23 protein-coding genes are annotated in these 23,150 nt (G+C 66.0%); 10 read left to right on the top strand and 13 right to left on the bottom strand.

Features of this window, described 5'->3' with window-relative positions:
• Positions 1-7 precede the first annotated feature (7 nt).
• The 3 genes from NK1_RS25785 to NK1_RS25775 are packed head-to-tail and all read right to left on the bottom strand — an operon-like array spanning position 8 to position 2,824.
• On the bottom strand, positions 8-799 hold the full coding sequence (locus NK1_RS25785) for a gamma-glutamyl-gamma-aminobutyrate hydrolase family protein (protein ID WP_063012723.1): 792 nt from the start codon (positions 797-799) through the stop codon (positions 8-10).
• Positions 796-2,163, bottom strand: coding sequence for a glutamine synthetase family protein (locus tag NK1_RS25780; protein WP_063012722.1), 1,368 nt, complete (start codon positions 2,161-2,163; stop codon positions 796-798). Before NK1_RS25780 ends, NK1_RS25785 begins: the two co-directional genes overlap by 4 nt.
• On the bottom strand, positions 2,156-2,824 hold the full coding sequence (locus NK1_RS25775; RefSeq protein ID WP_063012720.1) for a hypothetical protein: 669 nt from the start codon (positions 2,822-2,824) through the stop codon (positions 2,156-2,158). Before NK1_RS25775 ends, NK1_RS25780 begins: the two co-directional genes overlap by 8 nt.
• Before the next feature lie 358 nt (positions 2,825-3,182).
• Here NK1_RS25775 and NK1_RS25770 point away from each other — a divergent pair, with 358 nt between their 5' ends.
• From NK1_RS25770 to NK1_RS34000, 5 genes are all read left to right on the top strand, one after another.
• Positions 3,183-3,971, top strand: coding sequence for an alpha/beta hydrolase (locus tag NK1_RS25770; protein ID WP_245660818.1), 789 nt, complete (start codon positions 3,183-3,185; stop codon positions 3,969-3,971).
• A 188-nt stretch (positions 3,972-4,159) separates the two neighbouring features.
• The gene (locus NK1_RS25765; RefSeq protein ID WP_063012795.1) at positions 4,160-5,629 is read left to right on the top strand and encodes an MFS transporter; all 1,470 of its coding nucleotides are present in this window, start codon (positions 4,160-4,162) and stop codon (positions 5,627-5,629) included.
• A gap of 48 nt (positions 5,630-5,677) precedes the next feature.
• Positions 5,678-5,938 (top strand): NAD(P)/FAD-dependent oxidoreductase, encoded by a 261-nt coding sequence (locus NK1_RS36080; protein ID WP_281189181.1) that lies wholly within the window; start codon positions 5,678-5,680, stop codon positions 5,936-5,938.
• A 71-nt stretch (positions 5,939-6,009) separates the two neighbouring features.
• On the top strand, positions 6,010-7,023 hold the full coding sequence (locus tag NK1_RS25760; protein ID WP_281189180.1) for an NAD(P)/FAD-dependent oxidoreductase: 1,014 nt from the start codon (positions 6,010-6,012) through the stop codon (positions 7,021-7,023).
• Positions 7,024-7,421: 398 nt separating this feature from the next.
• A complete protein-coding gene (locus NK1_RS34000; protein WP_063012716.1) occupies positions 7,422-7,883 on the top strand; it encodes a hypothetical protein in 462 nt (153 codons plus the stop codon).
• 507 nt (positions 7,884-8,390) lie between these two features.
• Here the strand turns inward: NK1_RS34000 and NK1_RS25750 are convergent.
• Positions 8,391-9,095 carry a DUF8020 domain-containing protein gene (locus tag NK1_RS25750; protein ID WP_063012714.1) on the bottom strand — a complete coding sequence of 235 codons (705 nt, stop codon included), beginning with the start codon at positions 9,093-9,095 and terminating at the stop codon, positions 8,391-8,393.
• Positions 9,096-9,123: 28 nt separating this feature from the next.
• Complete coding sequence (locus NK1_RS25745; protein WP_063012712.1) at positions 9,124-10,356, bottom strand: MFS transporter; 1,233 nt, start codon at positions 10,354-10,356, stop codon at positions 9,124-9,126.
• Positions 10,357-10,811: 455 nt separating this feature from the next.
• Here NK1_RS25745 and NK1_RS25740 point away from each other — a divergent pair, with 455 nt between their 5' ends.
• The gene (locus tag NK1_RS25740; protein WP_063906112.1) at positions 10,812-11,564 is read left to right on the top strand and encodes a helix-turn-helix domain-containing protein; all 753 of its coding nucleotides are present in this window, start codon (positions 10,812-10,814) and stop codon (positions 11,562-11,564) included.
• On the opposite strand, the gene NK1_RS25735 is transcribed toward NK1_RS25740, so the two are convergent.
• Positions 11,561-12,490 (bottom strand): LysR family transcriptional regulator, encoded by a 930-nt coding sequence (locus NK1_RS25735; RefSeq protein WP_063012710.1) that lies wholly within the window; start codon positions 12,488-12,490, stop codon positions 11,561-11,563. The genes NK1_RS25740 and NK1_RS25735 overlap by 4 nt on opposite strands.
• 71 nt (positions 12,491-12,561) lie before the next feature.
• On the opposite strand from NK1_RS25735, the gene NK1_RS25730 reads away from it, so the two are divergent.
• The 4 genes from NK1_RS25730 to NK1_RS25715 all read left to right on the top strand — a co-directional run bounded on the left by NK1_RS25730 (position 12,562) and on the right by NK1_RS25715 (position 15,980).
• Positions 12,562-13,752 carry a thiolase family protein gene (locus NK1_RS25730; RefSeq protein WP_063012708.1) on the top strand — a complete coding sequence of 397 codons (1,191 nt, stop codon included), beginning with the start codon at positions 12,562-12,564 and terminating at the stop codon, positions 13,750-13,752.
• Positions 13,749-14,441 (top strand): 3-oxoacid CoA-transferase subunit A, encoded by a 693-nt coding sequence (locus tag NK1_RS25725; RefSeq protein WP_063012706.1) that lies wholly within the window; start codon positions 13,749-13,751, stop codon positions 14,439-14,441. The genes NK1_RS25730 and NK1_RS25725 overlap by 4 nt, the downstream gene beginning before the upstream one ends.
• 1 nt (position 14,442) lies before the next feature.
• Positions 14,443-15,093, top strand: a complete 651-nt coding sequence (locus NK1_RS25720; protein WP_063012703.1) for a 3-oxoacid CoA-transferase subunit B — start codon at positions 14,443-14,445, stop codon at positions 15,091-15,093.
• Between the two features lie 86 nt (positions 15,094-15,179).
• Complete coding sequence (locus NK1_RS25715) at positions 15,180-15,980, top strand: SGNH/GDSL hydrolase family protein (RefSeq protein ID WP_063012701.1); 801 nt, start codon at positions 15,180-15,182, stop codon at positions 15,978-15,980.
• A 125-nt stretch (positions 15,981-16,105) separates the two neighbouring features.
• On the opposite strand, the gene NK1_RS25710 is transcribed toward NK1_RS25715, so the two are convergent.
• The 7 genes from NK1_RS25710 to NK1_RS25680 are packed head-to-tail and all read right to left on the bottom strand — an operon-like array spanning position 16,106 to position 22,689.
• Positions 16,106-17,266 carry an alpha/beta hydrolase family protein gene (locus NK1_RS25710; RefSeq protein WP_063012697.1) on the bottom strand — a complete coding sequence of 387 codons (1,161 nt, stop codon included), beginning with the start codon at positions 17,264-17,266 and terminating at the stop codon, positions 16,106-16,108.
• A 19-nt stretch (positions 17,267-17,285) separates the two neighbouring features.
• Entirely contained in the window at positions 17,286-18,362 is a 1,077-nt protein-coding gene (locus NK1_RS25705; RefSeq protein WP_063012696.1) for an MCE family protein, read from the bottom strand.
• An 8-nt stretch (positions 18,363-18,370) separates the two neighbouring features.
• Positions 18,371-19,420: a zinc-dependent alcohol dehydrogenase gene (locus NK1_RS25700; RefSeq protein WP_063906111.1), complete on the bottom strand. Its 1,050-nt coding sequence runs from the start codon at positions 19,418-19,420 to the stop codon at positions 18,371-18,373.
• Positions 19,421-19,452: 32 nt separating this feature from the next.
• Complete coding sequence (locus NK1_RS25695; protein ID WP_063012694.1) at positions 19,453-20,337, bottom strand: intradiol ring-cleavage dioxygenase; 885 nt, start codon at positions 20,335-20,337, stop codon at positions 19,453-19,455.
• Positions 20,334-21,404: a maleylacetate reductase gene (locus NK1_RS25690; protein WP_063012692.1), complete on the bottom strand. Its 1,071-nt coding sequence runs from the start codon at positions 21,402-21,404 to the stop codon at positions 20,334-20,336. Before NK1_RS25690 ends, NK1_RS25695 begins: the two co-directional genes overlap by 4 nt.
• Complete coding sequence (locus NK1_RS25685; protein ID WP_063012690.1) at positions 21,401-21,802, bottom strand: nuclear transport factor 2 family protein; 402 nt, start codon at positions 21,800-21,802, stop codon at positions 21,401-21,403. Before NK1_RS25685 ends, NK1_RS25690 begins: the two co-directional genes overlap by 4 nt.
• Positions 21,799-22,689 (bottom strand): NAD(P)-dependent oxidoreductase, encoded by an 891-nt coding sequence (locus NK1_RS25680; RefSeq protein WP_063012689.1) that lies wholly within the window; start codon positions 22,687-22,689, stop codon positions 21,799-21,801. Before NK1_RS25680 ends, NK1_RS25685 begins: the two co-directional genes overlap by 4 nt.
• Positions 22,690-23,150: the final 461 nt, after the last annotated feature.

Below are 23,150 nucleotides of genomic sequence, written 5' to 3'. Positions count from 1 at the left end.
CGCAGGCCTAGCTGCGCCGGCCGACGCACAACCGCTCGGCCGCTGCTCCGACGACCCAACTCAGGGCCCGGTCGTCCCGCTCCATCCACTCCGGATGCCACTGCACTCCCAGCACGGGAGCACCGGGGAGCTCGATCGACTCCACGACGCCGTCCACGGTCCGGCCCGTGACCACCAAGCCTTCGCCGCATTCGTCGACGGCCTGATGATGCCAGGAGTTGGTGACGGCGCGGTCTCCGAAGAGGGCCTGTGCGATCGATCCGGGCTGGAACGACACCACATGATCGTGGCCACCGTCGGTGAGCGCGGACCGCTCCGACAGATGCTGTACCGGTCCGGCGGGAAGATCGGGGATCAGCGTGCCACCTCGCGCCACATTCAGAATCTGAAGGCCGCGGCACACCCCGAGGACCGGGGTATCGCTCTCGATGGCCGCGCGCACGAGCGCCGATTCGTAGGCGTCCCGTTCCGGGTCGTGCACCGTCGGATCCGACCGCGCATCGATCGCACGCACCACCGACAGATCACCGCCCCAGCAAGCGGGATGGACGTCCTGCCCGCCGGTGACGACCACTCCGCTCAGCCAATGGCAGGCCGCGACGGGATCGGCGTCATAGGGCAGTAACACCGGGATCCCGCCCGCACGTGCGATGCGGTCCGAGAAGTCGGACATGAACGCGTCGGTGAGACGATCCGCGTATCGGGAGTCCAGCCCGTTGATCAGTCCCAAGCGGAACCGTCGGCCGGTGATGCCGATGAGCGGTCGCACGGCGGTCGCCGTCTCGCGTACCGCGGTCACGGGAACTCGAAGTAACGCGCGGACTCCCACTCCGAGAGTTCTGCGAACGGGTCACCGCCGCCGGTGTGGAATTGCATCCACTCCCATCGGCGAGTTCCGATCCAGTAGTCGACGAACTCGTCGCCGAGCAGTTCGCGGAGAAGAGGGTCCGCATCGAGCGCTTCGGCCGCCTTGGTGATGGTGTCCGGCAGGCGCTTGATTCCCGGCGGCATGCACCAGGCCATGTCGGATACCGGCTCAGGGGGCTCGATTTCGCGCTCGAGTCCGGCGATCACACCGGCCAGCACACCCGCCGTCGCGAGATAGAGGTTCGCGTCGGCGCCCGGAAGACGATACTCGAGCCGGGAGTAGGTACGGTGCCCGCACACGGCACGGACAGCGGTGGTCTTGTTGCTGATGCCCCAGCTGACGGTGACCGGTGGACCGCTGAGATCCACCAGCCGCCGGTAGGAAGTGATCTGCGGCAACACGATCGAGGTGTTGCCTTCCAGCGTGGCGAGCAGTCCGCCGATAGCGTGGCGCATCGTCACCGAGGGGCCGTCCGCGGCGTAGAACGCGTTCACGCCGTCGCGCTGCAGCGAGAGGTTGATGTGCGAGGCCTGTCCGTATCCTGCGGTGGGTTTGGCCATGAACGTGACCGAATGTCCCTGCTCGAATGCGACTTCACGCATCACCTGCCGCGCCCGCGCCCAGGCGTCGCACACCGCAATCGGTTCGCCCGGAACAAGATTGAGCTCCACCTGCCCGGCGGCATCCTCATCGCTCCACGCCTCCCACTCGATCCCGAGTTCGTCGAGGCGCCGGGACACCGCAGTCATGTAGTCGATCCAGTCCTTCGACTTCGCGAGGTGATAGGCGGTGCCCGCAGTCCCGCCGAGGGGAGTCAGATCGCGGTAGCCCTTGGCCCGCGCGTCGTGGATCGATTCCTCGAACAGGGTCGCCTCGATCTCGACGGCGATGGTCGCGACGTATCCCGACGTCGCCAACCGATCGACCATCTTGCGCAGCAGATTTCGCGGACAGATGGGTACCGGCGTGCCGTCTTTCAGCCAGTAGTCACCGATCACCGATTCCAGCCCCGGCTCCCACTCGACCAGGGTCGCCATGTCGGGTTTGAAGCTGACATCGTCGAGATGACCGCGCCACCCCGGATAGGCGAAGCCCATGCTGGGGGCATTGCCGAGGTCGAGGCCGAACAGCAGGTCGGCGAAATTGAATCCCGCCGGAGCGCTCGAATCGAACTTCTTCGGGGAGACGTTCTTACCGAGGAAGCATCCCTCGTGGTTGGTGGCCTCGAGCCGCACGGCCCGGACGTCGCGGCTGCGGATACCGAATTCCGAAGCAGCGGTGGAGATTTCAGACATCGAAACGAGCCTTCCAGGATGCGCCGATCATGACGGACAGCTGAGAGAGGGTGCCTTGGACCCCGAGGGCACCGGTGGCGAGGGTCGCGAACAGATCGTCCGCACCGGAGAAGACACCGGCCAGCGTCTCGGGCGCGCCGGCGATCACATAGTGGGTCTCCCCCTCACCGCAGACAGCCTGTTCCACTCCCTCGGGCCCCTCGGTGACAGCGATGAGGACGTCCGGGACGCCGGGCACCGACCGCGACACGGTCCAGAAGTGCTCGGCGGCTGTGCGCCAATCGGGTAGCGGCGGCCTCAACGCAGTCAAGGCGTCGGCGGCAGGTTCCTGATCACCGACCGGGTCGCCGACCGGGGCGAACCTTGCGTTCAGGTCGACGGTGGCGATGGCGTCGGCGTCGTCCAGGACCCCGCTCGACACCTCGACGCCCCCGTCACCATCGAAGACGATCGTCGCGGATTGCGGCGTGTCGTGTGAGCGGATCGCCACCGTCGCAGCGGCTCGCCGCAGCGCCGGCAAGGCGTGGCCGGCGCGGGCGGAATCGCGCAGCGTCCGGCCGATCAGCCGGACGATCGGTGTGGCGTCCTCCTCGATCCGTATGTCGATACCTCCGGCCGCGGCGGCGCTCGGCACCACGCGGTCGATCGTGGTTTCGGTCATCTTCCAGTCCTTTCGACTCCGCGAGATCGTGTGGCGCGCGCTGCTGCAGATCTCGAATAGAACGCGACCGTCATAGTCGTCTGTCTGGGTCACGTGACTATGATCGTGAGGCACAGATCACTCGTTGTCAAACACTCGAATAGGAACGCCGATGCACATATCGCCACCCACGTACTGGGATCTGCTGGATACAGACGCACAAATCGCCGCGCGGGCCATGGCGGCCGCACTCCCGAAGCCGCTCCGGGAGCTCGGACCCGAAACCGCCCGGGAGCTCCTGGCGACACCACCGCGGCCACAGCCCATGAACACAGTCGGTAACGTGGAGAATCGCGAAATACCCTCCAGGGCAGGAAATTTGGCCGCGCGGATATATCGGGACACCGCCGCGACGGACGCCCCCGCTCTGCTCTACATGCACGGTGGCGGGTTCATACTCGGCACTCTGGACGGCGTCGACGAGCTCTGCCGGGTCATCGCGGCTCGTTCGGGTTTCGTCGTCGTCTCACTGGCCTATCGGCTGGCTCCCGAGAATCCGTATCCCGCGGCGCTCGACGACTGCCTCGACACATACTCGTGGCTCCGCGAGCATGCGCGCGACCTCGGCATCGATCCCGACTTCATCGCGGTGGGCGGCGATTCCGCGGGCGGGGCCCTCGCGGCCGGACTCTGCCTTGCGCTCCGCGACAGCGAGCAGCCGCTGCCGATGTCACAGGTACTGGCATACCCGCCGGTCGACGATTCCTTCGCCACCTCGTCGTGGACAGAGTTCGCCGACGCGCCGCTGCTGACCAGCGCAGATGCCAAATGGCTCATCGAGCAGTACCGCGGCCACGACTACCGGGACCATACCGACCCGCTGGCCGCACCGATGCGCGCGAAGTCGCTCCACGGCTTGCCGCCGGCATTGATTCTCACCGCGGAAGTCGACCCGATCCGCGACGATGCGGAGGCCTACGCCGCACGTTTACGCCGGAACGGCGTTGCGGTCACGACGATCCGCTACCCGGGCGTGTTCCACGGATTCTTCACCGAAGTGGGCGTCTTCGCGAAGACGGAGCAGGCCATCGAGGACGTGTGCGCGTACCTGCGCAGCTGGGCTCGACGGCAGCACAACGGGGGCATCCTTCCGAACATTGTCATTTGATCAATTAGCAAACTGCCAGGTGGGGCGACCAGACAACCAGAGAAACACCGTTTGTTTTGCAAAGAGTTGGTCAAATACCTTGATCACATGACTACGTTCCTTCTACCGTATGGCGCGGATCACAACTCGGCGCGGTGACTGCCCGCAAGTGCGCGGATGAGGCCGCCGGTTTCTACGGAGAACGAACCATGACTGAGATCAATGAAACGACCGGCCCCGGCCGGAATTCGACCGCCGGGGCTACCCCGCCGAGGGGGGTGCTGATCGGAGTCGGTGCCCTGCTGGTCACCCTGACCAACGCGATCATCTTCGTCCTGCCGCCGCTGCTGCCGATCATTCAGGCGCAGTACGGACTTGCCACGGTCTCCGAAACCACATGGATCTACACCGTTCTCACGCTCGGCGGCGGGGCCGGCTTCATTCTGCTGCCGCGGCTCGCCGACGTATTCGGCGACCGTAACGCGACCGTGTTCGCCGCTGGATGCCTCACGCTGGGAGCGCTCGTCCCCGCCCTCGGCGATTCGTACCCCGCCCTTCTTATCGGTGCCGCCCTGATGGGGATCGGCGGGGCGGCGCAGCTGCTGCCCTTGGGATTTCTGCGACGGAACCTGGCCGACAACGGAGTCGCGACGGCGGTCAAGGTTCTAGTTGTCGCCACCGGGATAGGCATCGTCGTCGGCATGATCGGTGGCGGCCTGATCGTCGAGGACCTGTCCCTGCGTAGCTTCTTCTGCATCCTCACTGCCGCCTTCGCGGTGACGACGGTCGTGTCGTTCGTCGTCATCCCCCACTCGCCGCCGGCGGAGCCTTCCGGTCGGATCGGCGCGCTGGGTACGGTGTGGATGATCGCGTGGGTGGCCGCTCTGCTGCTGGCTTTGACCCAAGGATTGGTGTGGGGTGCCGGGGCGCTCATCCCCCTGGCCGCCGGTGTCGTCGGTGGCGCCCTGTGGGTGCGCGTCGAACGTAGATCCTCGGCAGCGGTATTCGACGTCGCCATGCTGAAAGCGCCCTTCGTCGCCGCGGCAAGTGTGTCGATCACCTTGTTCGCCGCAGTGAACGCGGCATTCCTGTTGCTGCTCAGCACCTACAGCCAGGTCGATCCCGATTCTCTCGCCCCCTCGGACGCGTATGGGCTCGGACTCTCCGCGCTGCACACCGGGCTACTCATGGTGCCGTTCGCCGTGCTGTTCCGGGTCGGAGGCCGCGTGGCCGAGGGGCCGATCGCCAAGGGACACGCCGCCCGCGTCTTCGTGGTCGGAGCACTCATCTGTGTCGCCGGACTCGCCTGGCTGGCGCTCGCCCACGACCGCCCGTGGCAGTACCTCGTGGGCGCCGGCGTCATCGGACTGGGCTGCAGCATGGGCTACGCCGCGGGCTTCACCGTGGTGCAGATCGCGGTACCCGAAGAGAAGGCCGGAATGGCCGCCGGCGTCGCGGGTACGTCCATGGCCGTCGGTTTCGCGTTCGGCACGGCACTGATCACCGGTGTCCTCAGCGCCTCGGTCGTCCACGTTCTCGGAACGGACGTCGGTGTCGCACGAGAGAGCTTGTACGGCACGAGTTACTGGATCTCGGCCGCCTTCGCCGCACTTGTTCCGGTGACTGTCCTGATCTCCCGTGCCCGTGCTCGCCGACGCGCCGCAGTTTCCGTGGCCTGAACGCAGAACACTTCCGACCATGACGGTTTCGAAACGAGGATCAGCGAAGTGAACACGGACAACGTCGAATACACCACCTTCACCGGGTGGATCGAACCGCCCGATGATGTCCGCCCGGCCTTGAACAACGACGTCACCTGCGCGGTAGCAGTCGTGGGCGGCGGCTTGAACGGGATGTCGACGGCATTGCGGCTGGCCGAGCGTGGCCGGGACGTGGTCTTGCTGGAAGCCGAATTCTGCGGGCACGGAGCCAGTTCCCGCAATGCGGGCCAACTGCCGGGTGCCCCGGAGGCGACATCCAGCTTCTGAATCTCCTCTACCCGAAGAAACTGCCGCGCATCGTGCAGTTCGCAGATCACGCCGAGCACCACGTCGAAGATATGATCACAGCACACGACATCGAGTGTGAATTCGAAGCGACCGGCAATGTCGCAGTGGCGGTTTCGCGCGGACAGCTGGGACGTGCGCGCCGCGTGGCCAAGATTCTGCAGCGGGCCGGCGCCAAGGCCGAATTCGGTACGAGCGCGGAGCTGGGCATCCCTCGCGGATTTCTCGGCGGGATGCGCGAGGCCACCGGCGGAACGATGAATCCGGGAAGGTTCACCAGGGGTGTGCGCGGAGCGGTCCTTGCTTCCAGCGCACAGGTTTTCGAACAGACCCGGGTCACCGACGTCACGCGAGAAGGCAAACACGTCGTCATCCGCACGCCCGGCGGTCTGGTGCGGGCCGACACGGTCGTCCTCGCGACGAATGCTTACGGCGGCGAGTTGGCAATCACCCCCAAGCACCTGTCCGCGCCCATCTGGGTGGTCGAGGGGGAGACCGAGCCGATCGACCCCGCTCGTCTGGCCGCGCTGGGGTGGACCAGCCGCGCCGGGCTGATCACCCAGCACAACTTGATGGAGAACTACCGGCTCACCGCGCGCAACACAATCGTTTTCGGTGTTCGCCGGATCGAACGAGGAAAGCCTGGCCCGCTGCCTACCAAGCAACCGGATCCGGGGCTCGTCGCCGAACTGGCCCACGCCTTCGCCACACGATTCCCGGCACTGTCCGACGTCGCGGTCGCTCGGGCGTGGGGAGGCTGGATCGCAATCACCTCCTCGTGGCTGCCACTCGCCGGTCGGATCGACGACAACATCCTCTACTCGATCGCCTGCAACGGCCACGGATTGGCCCAGGCGCCCTACCTCGGATCGCTGATGGCGGACCTGATCGTCGACGGGAAGCCGCACGAGGATCTGCAGGCACTGTGGCAGCAAAAGCCGAAGTTTCCACCCCCGATGATGATAGGCCCGTGGGGATTACGCACCATCTGGGCCGTCGATCGGTTCAACGATCTAGTGAACGGGAGCCGACGTAACGCGAGGCGGGGCTCCACACCGGTGAGCTGAGGGAGCGAAACAAGGGCCCAGTTCATAGGCTCGCGATAGAGCGGTCCGGTTCGCGGCTGCCGAGTGTCGGCCAGCCCTTCCGTGCGTCCGCGCCCACTCAGCCGGCGTCGCTGCGGACTCCCCCACGTCCGTCCGATCTCGACACCTGGCGATGGACCAACCAGGAGTAACTAGCTCAACGAAGCATCCCCCCGACGACAGGAGCGCCTACCGAATCCAATGACCACGGAAAACACATTTGTCACACCTGCATCAAAAGACACAAAACACCCAGCTCGGTTCGAAACAGGAAAACGACCATATTTCCGCAGGTCAGATGGCTGCACAGGCCAAAAGCCGACCCAGACACCACGAAGGGCCAGAACACAGAAAGTCTCTGACCAGGCAGTATAAGAATTGTGGACCTGGCTGGGCGTTACGCGAAACGGGATGACCTGCGGAAACTCGAAAACCTCACGGCTGGAATCCAATCCGACAGCCTCGAACGCTGGCGACGGCCGCGGAAATCGGCCACACCGGCGCAGGCCAAGCCGACCCGGAACATCCGACGCCGACTCCCCCGCCACACCATCGACCAACTCGTCCAGACCTACCGCGGCGGCGCAACCACACTCGAACTCGCCGCCCGATACGACATCTCCAAAACAGCCGTCCTGAACCTGCTCACCCGAGAAGGCGTCACCCGCCGGCATCAACCTCTCACCGACGCCGACATCGAACACCTCGAACATCTCTACCTCGCCGGCCACTCCCTCGCCTCATGCAGCCGACTCACCGGAACACCCGCCACCACAATCAAAGACGCACTCCGCGAACGCGGAACTCCCATGCGCCCGGCCGGAGGAAACCACAACAACTGAATGTGCATCTGCTCCGATTTCGGAGCCACATCGAATCGCATTGCCGCACTCGCCGACCCCTCGGCGGGCGCCAGCATGAGACATCGCTGTCGACACGCGCGAACGCGTTACAATTTCATGCCGATAGCCAATGGGCAGCAAACCTTCGGACCATCGGGACAGCTGTGGAGCGTGCGACATAGAGACTGTTCTCAAGGCCCGTTGAACAGTCGCTCGCATGGCATGCGTGGCAGCAGTTCCAAGTCTCGGGCCGGGGTCCGCACCAATTCGACCGAGTACCACCGTCTGCGGGCCCACTCGTCTATCAAATTTCGTGCGGCTGTCGCCGTCACCCTGTAGTCGAAGAGCGCCCCGCCGAGCCAGATCCTCAGGTGGACGTCTCCTTCGCTCGAGTGCCGTGTCGCAGTCGGCATCCATCAACCGCCTTGCTCATCGAGTTGCGAATGGGATTCAGGCACCCTGCGCCGGGGCTCGGCCGGTGCACAGCCGAACCCCGGTGCGCTGCAGCTACTTTGCCGAAGGTGCGGGCTGGTTCACGGTCGTGAAGTACTGCACCGCCGCCATGATGGCAATCGGTGCGGTCACGAAGAGTTGGCCCGCGGCGGTTCCCAGCGCGCCGACCGCGACGATGCCGCCGAGGCATCCGATCGCGGCGGCAGGCAGGAACCCACCGAACAATCCGATGATCGCCGCCGCGGCGACAGTCGCCCCTGCGATGCCGCCGAGCACGCAACCGACGGCAGCGCCGCCGAGACCACCGACGAGTGTGCCGATGGTGGCGCCGGTAAGGATTGTGCTCGAGAGCCGGCTCCAGGCGGCCTGTTCACGGTCGTACTCGTTTTTCCACGGCGCCTGGTTCTCGAAGGGCAGCGCCACCGGCCGATATACCGCGTGCCGCAGGTCGAATTGCGGGGTGAGAACGGCGCGGTTGCCGTGAATGTCGGCGGCGACCGGGAACACGAAGTCGTCGACGCGGAACGAGAGTTCGGCGCCGGCCAGAACCGGGCCGCCGCCCTCGGGTCGGATGGTGAGGACACCGTGGTCGGTGGATATTGTTCCCGCGGAGTCGGTTTCGATGACGGCGGAGGTCGGTGTCAGGGTGGCGGTGTAGCCCACTTGTGTGGGTGCGTGTCCGGTATCCGCGGACGCGGTGGCGCAGGAGCCGCTGATGGCGGCGGCCAGCAGGGCCGAGGTGACGACGGTTTTCCTCATCTTTTTCCTTACTTTCCGGGGAGTGCTGTCACACCGCTGCGGGTGTGTCGTCGCGGGGGTCTGTGATCGGTTCGGCCGCAATGTCTTCGGCGCCGGTCCCGGCGCGCGGCAGCAGCAAGGCCACCAGCGCCGCGAGGGCGAAGAATCCGGCGCACACGATGAGGCCGCCGCGGAATCCGATGCCGGTGGCCAGTCCTGCCAGGATGAACGGCGCCAGCGCGGAGACTCCGCGCCCGACGTTGAAACAGAATCCGGCGCCGGTGGCGCGTGCCCTCGTCGGGAACAGTTCGCCGAGGTAGGAGCCGAACAGGCCGAAGAATGCGGTGAACGCACCGAATACCGGTCCCATCCACAGCAGCGCGGTCTGGTGTGTGGTGAGTGCGTAGATCGGCAGTGTGAGCGCGACTCCGAGCAGCGTGAGCACGATCGTCCTGTGCCGGCCGATGCGGTCGGCGAGGAGACCGAAACCGTTGTAGCCGAGGAACATTCCTACGTTCAGGACGGTCATGAAGGTCGCGACCGAGCTGGACGGCAGATCACGCTCGGTAGTGAGGTATGTCGGCAGCCAGGTCGTGGCGCCCCAATAGCCGAACAGGGCCAAGGCAGCCATGACGGTACCCAGCACGGTCCGGCGCCGTAGCGAGGAACTCAGAACGTCGCGGACCGACACGACTTCGGCATCGGTGTGGGCTTTCTCCGCTGCCCAGCTTTCGGATTCGGCGAAGAAGAGCAGTACCACACCGACGGGCAGGATTACCGCGGCGCCGGCGACCAGGAACATCAGGCGCCAGTCCGGCAGGAACCAGCCGGCGACGGTGGCGGCCATGGCACCACCGGCCGGGAAGGCACTGATCACGAATGCCGCCGCGCGGCCGCGGCGCTCTTCGGGCCAGGTCTCGACCACGTACGCCGAGACGACACTCCACACGGCACCGAGCCCCACTCCGGCGAGGAATCGCAGTAACAGGACCGTTTCGTAGTTGGGTGCGATCGCGATCGCGGCGGTGAAGGCACCGAAGGTGAGCAGCGAAGCCACGAGTGCTTTCTTCCGGCCGAAGTTGTCGGCTACATAGCCGCCGAGGACGCTGCTGACACCGATGCCGATCAGGGTCGCGGTGGCCAGAAGTCCACCCTGGGAGATCGTCAGCCCCATGTCCTTGCGGATGGTCGGTAGCGCCATGGAGAGCAGGACAATCTCCAGTGCGTCGAACAGGTAGGCGAGAAAGCACCCGCCGAGCACGATCCAACGACTACGTCGCATCGTTGTACCTCCAATATGAGCTGCCAGGGCTCATCGAGCGCGGGCAGCGGTGATCGTCGAAACCGGGGGCGAGCGCTCCCCGCAGGTATGGGTCGGTCCCGGCCGATGAATCGCCGAGGCGCAGCCGGACAGAAGGTGTTGTCGTAGGAGTGCGATCCGGACGAGTACAGTCCGGCGCCACGCCGTGTTCAGCATCATTAAACATCTGTTGCGTGATGTCAACCACAGACGAACAGTCCGACAAATAAGCTCCATCGCGTAAGAGTGGACGGGCAGACCGGTAAGACCGCGCCATATCCAGTATAGGTTGCAGATTCGATGCGGTCCGCCACGGCGAATACATCAGGAACGGCAGACGGCTCGTATCCGCCGTCTGTACGGGTACCGTTTATTGGAGATAAACGGCTAGTGTTCACCGAGGATTGATTAGCCGGGCGAGTAGACAGGGGTGCCTCATGCAGGACCGGATCGGCCAGGCTTTGAAGCAGGCGCGCCTGGATCGAGGTTTGAGCTTGCGCGCGCTGGCCGCGGCGGCCGGAATCTCCGCTAGTCAGCTGTCGCAGATCGAGAACAACAAGTCCCAGCCGTCGGTGAGCACTCTCTATGCTCTGGTCAATCGTCTCGAGGTCTCACTCGACGAGTTGCTGGGGATCTCGTACGGTCGCACCGCCTCCGGTGCGGAACCGGCGCACGAGTCGTCGACGGGCACGACTCGGCCGAGCGGAGTCGTTCAACGTGCGGCGGACAACCCGGTGCTGGAGATGGCCAACGGGGTTCGCTGGGAAAGGCTCGCGGTGGGGTCGGGGGCCGGTGCGGACACTCTGCTGGTCACATACGAACCCGGCGCTGCGAGCTCGGTGGATCGAATGCCGATGCGGCACTCCGGAACCGAGTACGCCTACCTCTTCTCCGGGGAATTGACGTTGCTGCTGGATTTCGACAAATACACGGTCAGCGCCGGCGACTCACTCTGCTTCGACTCCACTCGCCCGCACATGTACGTCAATCAGTCCGACCAGCGCGCGAGCGGAGTGTGGTTCGTCACCGGCCGCCACGAATCCGGCCCGACCCGGGAATGGGTCGACGCGCAACTCGGTGAGACCGGCCCCGAATCACCACCACGAGTGACGAATGCGGCCGATGCGCTGGATCTGCTCGGCACCGCGACGACGCGTTCCCACCCGACTCGATCAGGCCGCGGCAGCTAGACCTTCGGTTCATTCAGCGAAAGATGCTGCGATGGAACATCTTTCGTCGCGGTCAGTCTCTTGATGACGTCCAGGCTTCGGGTGAGGTGTGGTTCGGTTCTGCCGGCGCGGTAGGCGAGAGCGAGCCCGACGGTGGTGGTCGGTCGTAGCGGGCGGTAGGTTACGCCGTCGAGGGCGAGCGCGGATACCGGTGCGGGCACGATCGCGACGCCGAGTCCGCCGGCGACGAGAGTGACCAGAGTCGAGGTTTCGCCGACCTGGTATCGGATGCGGGGTTGGATGCCGGCGTCGCGCAGCATTCGCATCACGACGCCGTACATGACCGATGCCCGGTCGGCGGAGTGCACGATGAGGTCGGTGTCGGCGAGCTCGCGGGCATCTACGTGCGCGAGTGCGGCGAGGGGATGGTCGGAGGGCGTGGCGAGCACGAGTTCGTCGTCGCGGAGCGGCTCGACGGCCAGGGAACGGTCGGTGACCGGTGGGCGCAGCAGCGCGATGTCGACGGCGCCGGTGCGCAGCGCCTCGATCTGGTCGGGGACCAGCATCTCACCGCGGAAGGCGAACTCGACTCCGGGCAGTTCGGTAGCGAGGTGACGCGACAGCGTCGGCAACAGGGAGGATGTCGCCGAGCCGACGCAGCCGATGGTCAAGTGCCCGACGGAGCCCGCCGCAACCAGTTGCACCTCGCGTGCGGCGTCGTCGAGCGAGGCGAGGATCTGCCGTGCGCGGGCGAGGTAGGCGGCCCCGGCGGCGGTGAGCTCCACCTTGCGGGTTGTGCGTTCGAACAGGAGCACGCCCAGATTCGCTTCCAGCTGGCGGATCTGTTGCGATAGCGGCGGCTGAGCTATGTGCAGGCGCGCGGCGGCCCGCCCGAAGTGCTGTTCCTCGGCGACAGCGACGAAGTAACGCAGGTGCCGAACATCCATATCGAAAACATCCTAATCGTGCGCAGAATAGATACTTCACGATATAAACACTGGACTCTAACGTCGAAGCGGTGACCGAAGCTCTCCTCTACACCGCGGTGCGAACCCCGTTCGGCCGCTTCAACGGCGCGCTGGCCGGAACCAGGCCCGACGACCTCGCCGCCGCTGTCATCCATGCCACGCTCGCAAAAACGCCCCGACTGGATCCGGCGGCGATCGACGAGGTCGTGTGGGGCAACGCCAACGGCGCCGGTGAGGACAACCGCAACGTCGGCCGCATGGCGGCGCTTCTGGCCGGAGTTCCGGTCAGCGTTGCCGCCACCACCGTCAACCGGCTCTGCGGATCAGGGCTCGATGCGGCGATGATCGGTTCCCGGCAGATCGAAACCGGCGACGCGACCCTCGTGTTGACCGGCGGCGTCGAATCGATGACCCGCGCGCCATGGGTATTGCCCAAACCGGGCCGCACATTCCCCGCCGGGGACGCGACACTGGTGTCCACAACGCTGGGCTGGCGACTGGTCAACCCACGCATGCCGGCGGAGTGGACGGTCAGCCTCGGCGAGGCCAACGAGCAACTCGCGCAACGATTTTCGATCAGCCGCGAACGGCAGGACACCTTCGCGGTCCGCTCCCACGCTCTCGCGGCCGCCGCATGGGACGACGGGTTCTACGACGACCTCGTCGTGCCCGTCGAGGGCGTGGAATTGCTGCGCGACGAGGGCATCCGCCCCGATGCGACCCTCGACAAGGTGGCAGGGCTGAAGCCGAGTTTCCGCCCCGACGGGACGATCACCGCCGGCAATGCCTCACCGCTGAGCGACGGCGCCTCGGCTGTCCTGCTGGGCAGTTCGGCCGCCGCCGACCTGATCGGGGTGGCTCCGGTGGCCAGGATCGCGGGCCGCGGCGCCCACGCCGTGGAACCGCAGGCGTTCGGTTACGCACCGGTCGAGGCCGCCAACCGGGCGCTCGCGCGGGCGGGTATCGACTGGGGCCAGGTCGGTGCCGTCGAACTCAACGAAGCGTTCGCGGTGCAATCACTGGCGTGTGTGGACGCCTGGAACATCGACCCCGAGATCGTCAACACCCGTGGCGGCGCGATCGCCCTCGGCCACCCGCTGGGCGCCTCCGGCGGTCGCATCCTCGCCACACTCTCGAAGGTGCTGCGCGAACGCCATGAACGCTGGGGCGTCGCCGCGATCTGCATCGGCGTCGGCCAAGGCCTGGCCGTCGTGCTGGAAAACCTGGAGGCCACCCGATGAGCGCCGCCCTCTGCCCCAGCACCGACGACGCGGTCGCCGGAATCGCGGACGGTGCAACAGTATTGATCGGTGGATTCGGCTTGGCGGGAATGCCGTTCGATCTCATCGACGCGCTGATCCGCCACGGCGCCACCGACCTCACGATCGTGTCCAACAACGCCGGAAACGGCGACGTCGGCGTCGCCGCGCTACTCGCGGCAGGCCGCGTGCGCAAGGTGATCTGCTCGTTCCCCCGCCAAAGCGACTCCTACGTCTTCGATCGCCTCTACCGCGCGGGCGAGGTCGAACTCGAGGTCGTTCCGCAGGGCACACTCGCCGAAAGAATGCGCGCCGCCGGTGCGGGCATCGGCGCCTTCTACTGCCCCACCGGCGTCGGCACGATACTGGCCGAAGGCAAGGAAACCCGCACCATCGACGGCCGCGACCACGTCCTGGAAATGCCATTGCGCGGCGACATCGCCCTGATCGCCGCCCACCGCGCCGACACGCTCGGCAACCTCGTCTACCGCAAAACCGCCCGCAACTTCGGCCCCGTCATGGCCACCGCGGCCACCACCACCGTCGTCCAGGTCGCCGACATCGTACCGGCCGGCACCCTCGACCCCGAAGCGATCGTGACACCCGGCATCTACGTCGACCGCATCGTGGCGACTCAGGCCCGTCACTACACCGTGCAAGGAGCCCGCTGACATGGCCCTGACCTCCGACCAACTCGCCGCCCGCATCGCCCGAGACATCCCCCGCGGCGCCTACGTCAACCTCGGCATCGGCCAACCCACCAAGATCGCCGACCACCTGACCCTGGAACTCGGCGTCACCCTGCACACCGAGAACGGCATGCTCGGCATGGGCCCCGCCGCCACCGGCCACGACATCGACCCCGACCTCACCAACGCCGGCAAAGTACCGGTCACCGAACTGCCCGGCGCCGCCTACTTCCACCACGCCGACTCCTTCGCCATGATGCGCGGCGGCCACCTCGACGTCTGCGTCCTCGGCGCCTTCCAAGTCAGCGCGACCGGCGATCTCGCCAACTGGCACACCGGCCAACCCGACGCTATCCCGGCAGTCGGCGGAGCCATGGACCTCGCCATCGGCGCGAAACGCGTCTTCGTGATGATGACCCTGTTCGACAAATCCGGACGCCCGAAACTCGTCCCCGAATGCAGCTACCCCCTCACCGGCATCAACTGCGTCAGCCGCGTCTACACCGACCACGCCATCTTCGACATCACCGCTCACGGCGTCGAGGTACGCGAGACCTTCGCGACAGGTCTGGACGAACTACGAAACCGCCTCGCTCTGCCCCTCGAATTCGCTGCCGGACATCAAGTCCCGTGACGTGCTGAGCCTGGCGGACACGCTCCGATAGTTCGCAACCGAACATCTCGTTCGGGCTGTTCAACCAATTTCCCAGGAGGCCAAGGGTGCGCACACCCACGCATTTCTTTCGGTACGTCGCGTTGGGCGACAGCCAGAGTGAGGGACTCGGCGACGGCGATGAAAGCACGGGACTCGTCGGCCTGGCCGACCGGCTCGCCGCGACGATGACCGCGTCCAATCCTGCGTTGCAGTATGCGAATCTGGCCGTGCGAGGCAAGCTCGCAAGCCAAGTCCGCTACGAACAGCTCGACGCTGCGATAGCGCTTCAGCCGGATGTCGCCACGGTGATCGCCGGCGGGAACGACCTGTTGCGACCGAACTTCGACGCCGAGGCCGTCGGTGAGCATCTCGAGGCGGCATTCGCGCAGCTGACCGCCCAGGGTGCGGTCGTGGCGACTGTGACATTTCCCGATGTCGCTCGCGTCATTCCGTTGGCCCGGGTGCTCGGCCCGCGCACAGCCGCGCTCAACGAGGTGATCCGGGATGCGGCCGCTCGCCATGGCGTGCTGGTGGCAGGAACCGGTGACCACGACGTGATGACCGATCCGCGCATGTGGTCCTGGGACCGTTTGCACGCCACCCCGCTGGGGCACCAGCGTTTCGCCGACGCACTGGCCCAGGTCCTGCACCTGCCGGGGTCCGGCAACGGCTGGACCGAACCGCTTCCGTCCGCTGCACCACAACTCGGCACCGCCGCGGCCGTTACCGCCGAACTGCGCTGGGTAACAGGCTTTCTGACACCGTGGCTGCTTCGCCGCCTCACCGGCAGGTCCTCCGGCGACGGGCGAGTCGCCAAACGTCCACATCTGGGCCCGGTCGATCTCATTCCGAACGCATCGGTCTGAGCGACGAAACAACCGCGGCGGCACGACTCGGACCGGTCCGAGTCGTGCCGCCGTCGAATCACATCCGTATGCGTTCGCGACAGGACAACGACGGTCACCTGGGTGAGTGCCCACCCCGTCGTCAACTATCGTCCGGTGCCGAACCGATCAGCCACCCAGTCCGCGATGAAGTCGACTGTGGCCGACATATTGTCAGCGGCGCAGTGTTCGACTCCCCCGTCGTCGAGGGTCATGATCTTCAGCTGCCGGTTCGGCGAATTGACGGCTGCGTCGTACTGCTTCTGCGCCATGGCCGGCGAAACTTGGCGATCGTTGCCGCCATGGACCACCAGAAGAGGGACCTCGATCTTCGCGCTAACCTCGGCCATCGTCAGCGACGCGGCGAAGTCGACGAACTCGTCCACCGACTTCTTTCCGAACACCCACATCACGTGCTCCCAAAAATGCGCTACCGACGGCTCCGCGGTTCCCGTGCGTTGACGCTCCCGACGGGTGCGCTGCAATTCACCCCAGTCGTAGATGGCGCCCCACGCGGCACAGAGGCTGAATCGGGGTTCGAAGGCGGCGGCGCGGGGTGCGAAGTAGCCGCCGAGCGACCAGCCGCCGACGCCGATCCGCTCCGTGTCGCAGTCGGACCGCTCGGCAAGGTAGTCGACGCAGGCGGACCCGTAGCGCTCGGCCTCGGCGATGCCGGTCATCCCATGGAGTCGCAGTGGCTCCCCTGTGCCGGGCTGGTCGATGATGAGGGTGGAAATTCCGCGCTTGCGGTATTGCTGGGCCAGGCCGGTGCCGTAGACCATCTCCTTGGTCGAGTCGAGGCCGTTGAACTGCACCATGTATGGCGTCGGGCCATCGCCGTCCGCTGGTAGGAGCAGGCCGGGCAAGGTGGTGTCGATATCGCCGTCACGGTACGGAACTTCGACGAACTCACACCGATCACCACCGAGCTCGACCGACCTACGGAAGCAGTCGAGACCGTTACGGTAAGCCACTGTCCACGGCTCGAACGACCGGCTCTGCATCCGCTCTGCGGTCAGGTAGCAGATCGATGCACGGCGGTATCTCGTCGCCGCCGAAAGCTTATGGCCCGCAGTAACATCCACGTCGGCCTGCCGGCGGACGCGATCCGCGACCGCGCACAGGCTCGCGAACAACTGCCCCGAATCCGGTTCGGCACCGATCAGGGGGCGGCATACTTCGTCGATCTCCCCGATCGCGGCGCCCTGCGCGAGCGCCAGATTGATCGAGAGATTCCAGACGTAATTTCCCGGGCAGGGCTCGAACACCGCTGGGCTCCTTACTATTTCATCGTGTCAGTCCGAGAAGTGCCGAGGTGAGTCCCAGGTCGGGCCCGAAGTCTTCCAAGCGGCCCGTGCGGCAGCCGTCCGATCGCATCTGGATGCGTTCACAGAAGAGGCTGACGACCTCGCCGGTGAGCGCGGTGCCGAGCACGACATGGCCGCGCATGAATCCCTGGCTTCGGTTCATCGATCGGTCGAGGTTTTGCAGCAGCAGCGGAGCGAGGTCCACCGTTTCCGTCACTCCGGCGGCGTTGGCGCGCAGCTGGGCCGTGACGCTGGTCAGGTTCGACAGTGTTCCCGCGAGCTGGTCCTGATACCGGCTCAGGGTTCCGCTGGTGTTGGCCAGCATCCCGTTGAGCTGGTCGAGAGTTGCTTGCAGTCCTGGTGCTTGTTCGGCCAGCAAGTTCGACAGCTGTGTCATTGTGTCGCTGAACTCGCGCACCGAATGGTCGTTGTCGGCCAGCATCGTCGTCAATTCGTCGATTTTGCTGATGATGCCGGCGATCGCATCGCCGTTGCCGACGCCGACCTTCAGGGCTCCGGACAGGGCCGCCAGGGTGTCGTGGATCTTCTGCCCCTGTCCGTCGACCATGGAGTAGAGCAGCTGTCCCGAGAGCGGGCCGATTTCGGCGCCGGGTTCGGGTTTCAGGGCGGCGGCGAACTGGTCGATCGTTGTGATCATCGTGTCCAGCTCGACGGGTGTGCGGGTCTGCTGCACGGTCAGGTGCGCATCGGCCGGCAGTGTCGGACCACCGGTATAGCGGGGCGTGAGTTCGATGTGACGGTTGGTGACGATCGACGGTGAAACAAGGACCGCGACAACGTGTTCGGGGATCTGCACCGAAGCATCGATGCTCATGTGGACTTCGTTGTACTCCCCGTGCGGGATGATCTTGTCCACGGTGCCGATCTGGAGCCCGAGCACGGTGACCGGGTTCCCGTCGAAAATGCCCGCAGTGGAGCGGAAGTCGGCGGTGATGTGGTTCTCGGCGCGGCTCGGGGTGTCGAGTGCGGTGCATCCGCTCACCAGGAAGGCGGCGGTGCAGACGGCGGCGGTTACGCCGGCGCGGGTCGTTGTCATCGGTGACCTCACATGCCGGGATCGATGAGGATCTTTCCTTCCACTCGACCGGCGGCGAGTCGGTCGAGGGAGGTGCCGAGCTGGTCCAGCGCGACGGCGGGTTCGATGAATTCGCCGCCGATGACACCGTCGGCGAGGATGTCCAGTGCCGCGGGCAGATCGGTGTCGCAGACGTGCGCGAGTGTGGTGTCGAGGGTGACCTCGCGGAAGATCATCGAGTGAATATCCAACTCGGGCTTGCCTTTCGGTATGCCGACTGCCAGGACGCGGCCGCCGTCGGCGACCATGGCCAGCGCTTCGGCGAGCTGCCCCGGCGCGCCGCTGGCTTCGATGACGACCTCCGGCCGGTGACCGCCCAGGGCTTTTCGGACATCGGAGGCGATCGTCTCCGATGCGGTCAGTGCTCGATGGGCGCCCAGCCGCATCGCACGCTCGAGCCGGTCGGCCGCGATATCCACGACGGTGATGTCGAAGCCACCGATGTGCTCGAGCCCCGCGATGACGAAGGAGCCGATGGCGCCGGCGCCGATCACGACGACGCTGTCGCCCTCACGGCCCCCGGCGCGTCGAGCGGCGTGGATGCCGACCGCGAGCGGTTGCGCGAGACCGGCGTGGTCGATCGACAACCCGCCGGGCAACCGGCGCAGCGTTATCGAAGGGACCGCGACGTATTCGGCCATACCGCCGTGGACATTGAGCCCCACAGTCTTGTAGTGCACGCATTGATTCGTGCGACCTTCGCGGCATCTGCGACAAGCCCCGCACCATACTCCGGCTCCGCTGGCGACCAGATCACCGACAACGAGGTCGGAATCGGAGTCGGACGCGACGATCTCACCCACGAACTCGTGCCCGGGAATGATAGGACCCAGATGGCCGCTGTGCGGGTGGCGGCGTGTGACGGGATAGCTTTTCGGTCCGGCGATCCACTCGGATGCGTCGGTACCGCAGATCCCCGACCGCAGCACTCGGACGAGCGCTTCGCCGCTGCCGGGAGTCGGCACGGGTACTTCTTCGAGCCGGATGTCGCGTGCACCGTAGTACACAGCAGCCCTCATCGTTTGTGGCACAGGCGATTTCCTCAACGGTTCTACAGGTCGTCGTCAGTGGCGAGGACCAGATCGAAAGTGATGCTGTGCCAGCCGCCGCGGGGGTGGGTGCCGTCCGGGGCCGGACCGTCGTCGTGATGGATGGCGCTCACCACCAGGTTTTCCTTCACACCGAACACAGCGTCGCTGGCGAGGTAGGGGTCGCCGGACAAGAAGATGTGGGTGATCAGGGTCCGGAATCCGGGGGCAGTGACCATGAAATGCAGATGCGCGGGGCGCATGGGGCTACGATTCGTCGCCTGCAGCAGATCACCCACCGGACCGTCGTGCGGGATCGGATACGGTGCCGGTAGCACCGACCGAAACCTGTACTCGCCGTTGGCATCCGAGCGAAGCCATCCACGACCGGCCGAGCGGCCGTCCGGATACTGGACATCGTAGAAGCCGTCCTCGTCGGCCTCCCAGACCTCGATCCGCGCGCCCTCGATCGGCGCGCCACTGATCGAGCGGACCTGACCGGACACGTAACAGGGCGGCCCCGAGGCGCCGCGAGCGATATCGCCGCCGAGAGGCACTTCGGGAGCGTCGTCGACGAAAAACGGGCCGAATACGGTCGATTCGGTGGCACCGGGCTCGGCGGGCTCGTTGATGGCGACGGTCAGCATCGACAACCCCAGAACGTCCGACAGCAGGATGAACTCCTGGCGGCGTTCGTCGGTGATATGGCCGGCGCGGGTGAGGAATTCGATCGCCCGCTGCCACTCGCGTTCGCTGAGGCGGACTTCTACGGCGAAGGCGTGCAGGTGCCGCACCAGACTGTGCAACAGCGCGCGCAGCCGAGGGTCCGGCGTCGCATCGAAGCTGGCCAGGACCTCTTCGGTGACTGCGTGTGCCCGCCCGGTCACGACGGTGTGGTCGACGGTCATGCACTGAGCCCTATCGGATCTGATCCGGCCCACGCCGCGTGCAGGATCGCACGGACGCCGGTCGCGGTGACGGGGGTCGGGTTGTCGTCGGGCGCAATCGCGAGAATGTCGCCGGCGACGGCGTCGATGTCGGCTTCGCCGACCCCGAGATCACGCAATCCTGCTGGAATACCGAGCTTTTCGCTCAACTCTCGCAACGCGGCGATGGGATCGGGGCGACCGAGCGCGGCACCGATCCGGTCGGTTGCCGCCGATGCGTTCGGGGCGTTGTACGCGAGCACATACGGCAGAACGATCGCGTGCGTTTGCGCGTGGGGCAGATCGAAGGCACCGCCGAGGACATGGCAGATCTTGTGGTGCAGTCCCGATCCCGCCACCGCGAAGGCCGACCCGGCCAGATACGCGCCGAGCAGCAGTTCGGTCCGAGTGGTCAGATTGCCCGGTGCCGTGGCCACTGTTTCCAGGCCCCGGCTCAGATGCCGGATGCCGTCCTCGGCGACCGCACTCGACACCGGATTGCGCCCCGGCGCCCAGAACGCTTCCACGCAGTGAGCCATGGCGTTGAGGCCACTGGCCGCCGAGAGTTCCGCCGGCAACGACAGTGTCAATTCCGGGTCGTAGATCACCGTCCGTGGCAACACTTGCCGGTCGGTGCCCGTGGTCTTGCGGCCCTCGTCGGTCATTCCCCACACCGGGGTGACTTCCGAACCGGCGTAGGTCGTCGGGACGGCGATGATCGGCAAACCCGTTTTCAGCGCAACAGCTTTCGCGGTGCCCGTCGTCGAACCTCCACCCACCGACAACACCAGGTCCGAGCCGGCCGCCGCCTCGCGGGCACGCTCGGCGACCTCGACCGGCACATGCGGACGCACCTCGGAGAATGTCGCCGACAGCCGGGCGGCGAACCGCTCGCACAGCCTGGCCGCGAGCTCGTATTCCGAACTGGAAGCGATCAGCAGGATCGCCTGCGCGCCCAGTCGGTCGACCTCGTCGAGCAATGCGGTGCGCGCCGCGCCCGCGCCGAAGACCACTCGGCCGGGCAGCGCGTCGTAGGTGAACATCGTCATCGGTCATCTCCCGGAATCACCGTCGGCTGATAGGCGAGCAGCAACCAGCGATCACGGTCGCGCACCCACACCGCCAGCGCACGGTTGGCCAGCTTCTTGCGCACTCCCCCGGCGGTCAGATCGGCGTGCATCTCGCCCACGACGACCGCGGTATCACCGGCGACGAGGACCCGGCTCACCGGATGGTCGATGTGGTGATACACGTAGTGGCCGGATCGCAGTTTGTCGACGTAACTGTCGAGGGTGTCGACCTCGGCGTTGGAGTGGGTGTAGACGAGGTCGGGATGAGCGAGGGCGAGGAAGCCGTCGACATCGCCCGCGATCACAGCCGCGTAGCGCTGGTCCTCGAGCGAGCGAATCGTCGATTCGGCTGCGGCGGCGGTGGTTTCGCGTGTCATGGGTGTGCTCCCATCTGCTGGCCGTACGGAATCGCTGGGCGTGTCGACACATCGCTTCGCCGCCTCAGCACAGTGAGGACCTCTGCCATGTCGGCCTGCCCGAGTCCGGCCTCCATGGCTTCTTCGAGCACGCCGAACGCGGCCTCCGCTCCCGGGAGGTCGAGGTCGTGGCGGTGAGCGAGATCCAGGGCGAGGCCGAGGTCCTTGCGGATCAGCGCAACGGTCGCCGCGACCGCGGTGGTCTGCGGCGCCAGATACGCCTGCTGCTTGTATCCGACATAGGGCGCCCCGGCCGCACTGTTACGCAGAATGTCGTAGAAGACCGCAGGGTCCAGACCGCCGGCCTCCGCGAGGACGAGCCCTTCCGCGACGGCCTGGCTCAGCCCGGCGAGAACAGCGTTCACCGCGAGCTTGGCCGCCGAGCCGGAACCTAGTGGTCCGGCATGGAACTGCGCCGCGGTCATCGCCGCCAACACCGGGCGAACCTGCTCGAATTGCGCGACGGACGATCCGACCATCGTTGTGATGGAGGCGGATTCGGCCATCGACACACTCCCCGACACCGGCGCATCGACGATTTCCGCCTTGGTGCGATCCGCGAGTTCCCGCACGGCCTCCGGGCCGATGGTGCCCATCACGATGTGCACGTGGCCCACCGCGACCGCTCGCAGTCCGTCGACGACCACGGCGCGCGTGGACGGACCGTCGGGCAGCATGCTGATCGACAACGGCGCCACCGCGAGATCCTCGATCGAGTCGACCATGGTGAGCCCCTGTGGGACGCCTTCGGCCACGGGGTCATAGGCAAGGACGGTATGCCCCGACGCCGCGAGGTGGGCGGCCATCGGCCGTCCCATCCGCCCCAATCCAGCGAAACCGATCAGCACGGCACAGCCCAACCAGCGACCAGCTGGCCTACCCCGCTCGAACGGCGAAGGCAGCGAGCGAGAGTTGTGGCCGGCCACCGTGCGCAGGTCGACCATGGTCGAGAGATCGAGGATGACATCAAGGCTCCTTCGGCGTCGATGACGGGAAGCGGCGGTCTCGGCAACCCGAGTGGCGTTAAGTAGCATGGAACAGTTCGGGAGACGATGTCAACCCGCAAGGAATGCGGGGTAGCTCCGAGGTCACGAGGATAATCGCAAGACTGGGCCCAAACTCCGGCTAACAGCCCACGTAAAGTGAATATTTAGTGATACTCGAGGTGGGCGATCGGATTGGTTTCGCGGCCGAACAGTCACACGCTACTGTTCACTGTGAGTTGAAGAATGTGTAGACAGAACGTTCGATGCGTGGTGAGATCGGCCAGCAGTTGCCGCACGTTCGCCTCGAACGGTTACGGAGTCTC

The sequence above is a fragment of the Nocardia kruczakiae NBRC 101016 genome (genome assembly GCF_001612965.1).
GTDB classification, from domain to species: Bacteria; Actinomycetota; Actinomycetes; order Mycobacteriales; family Mycobacteriaceae; genus Nocardia; species Nocardia kruczakiae.
Note: the sequence above shows the minus strand (reverse complement) of the source record. Positions and strands in the feature narration are given on the sequence as shown.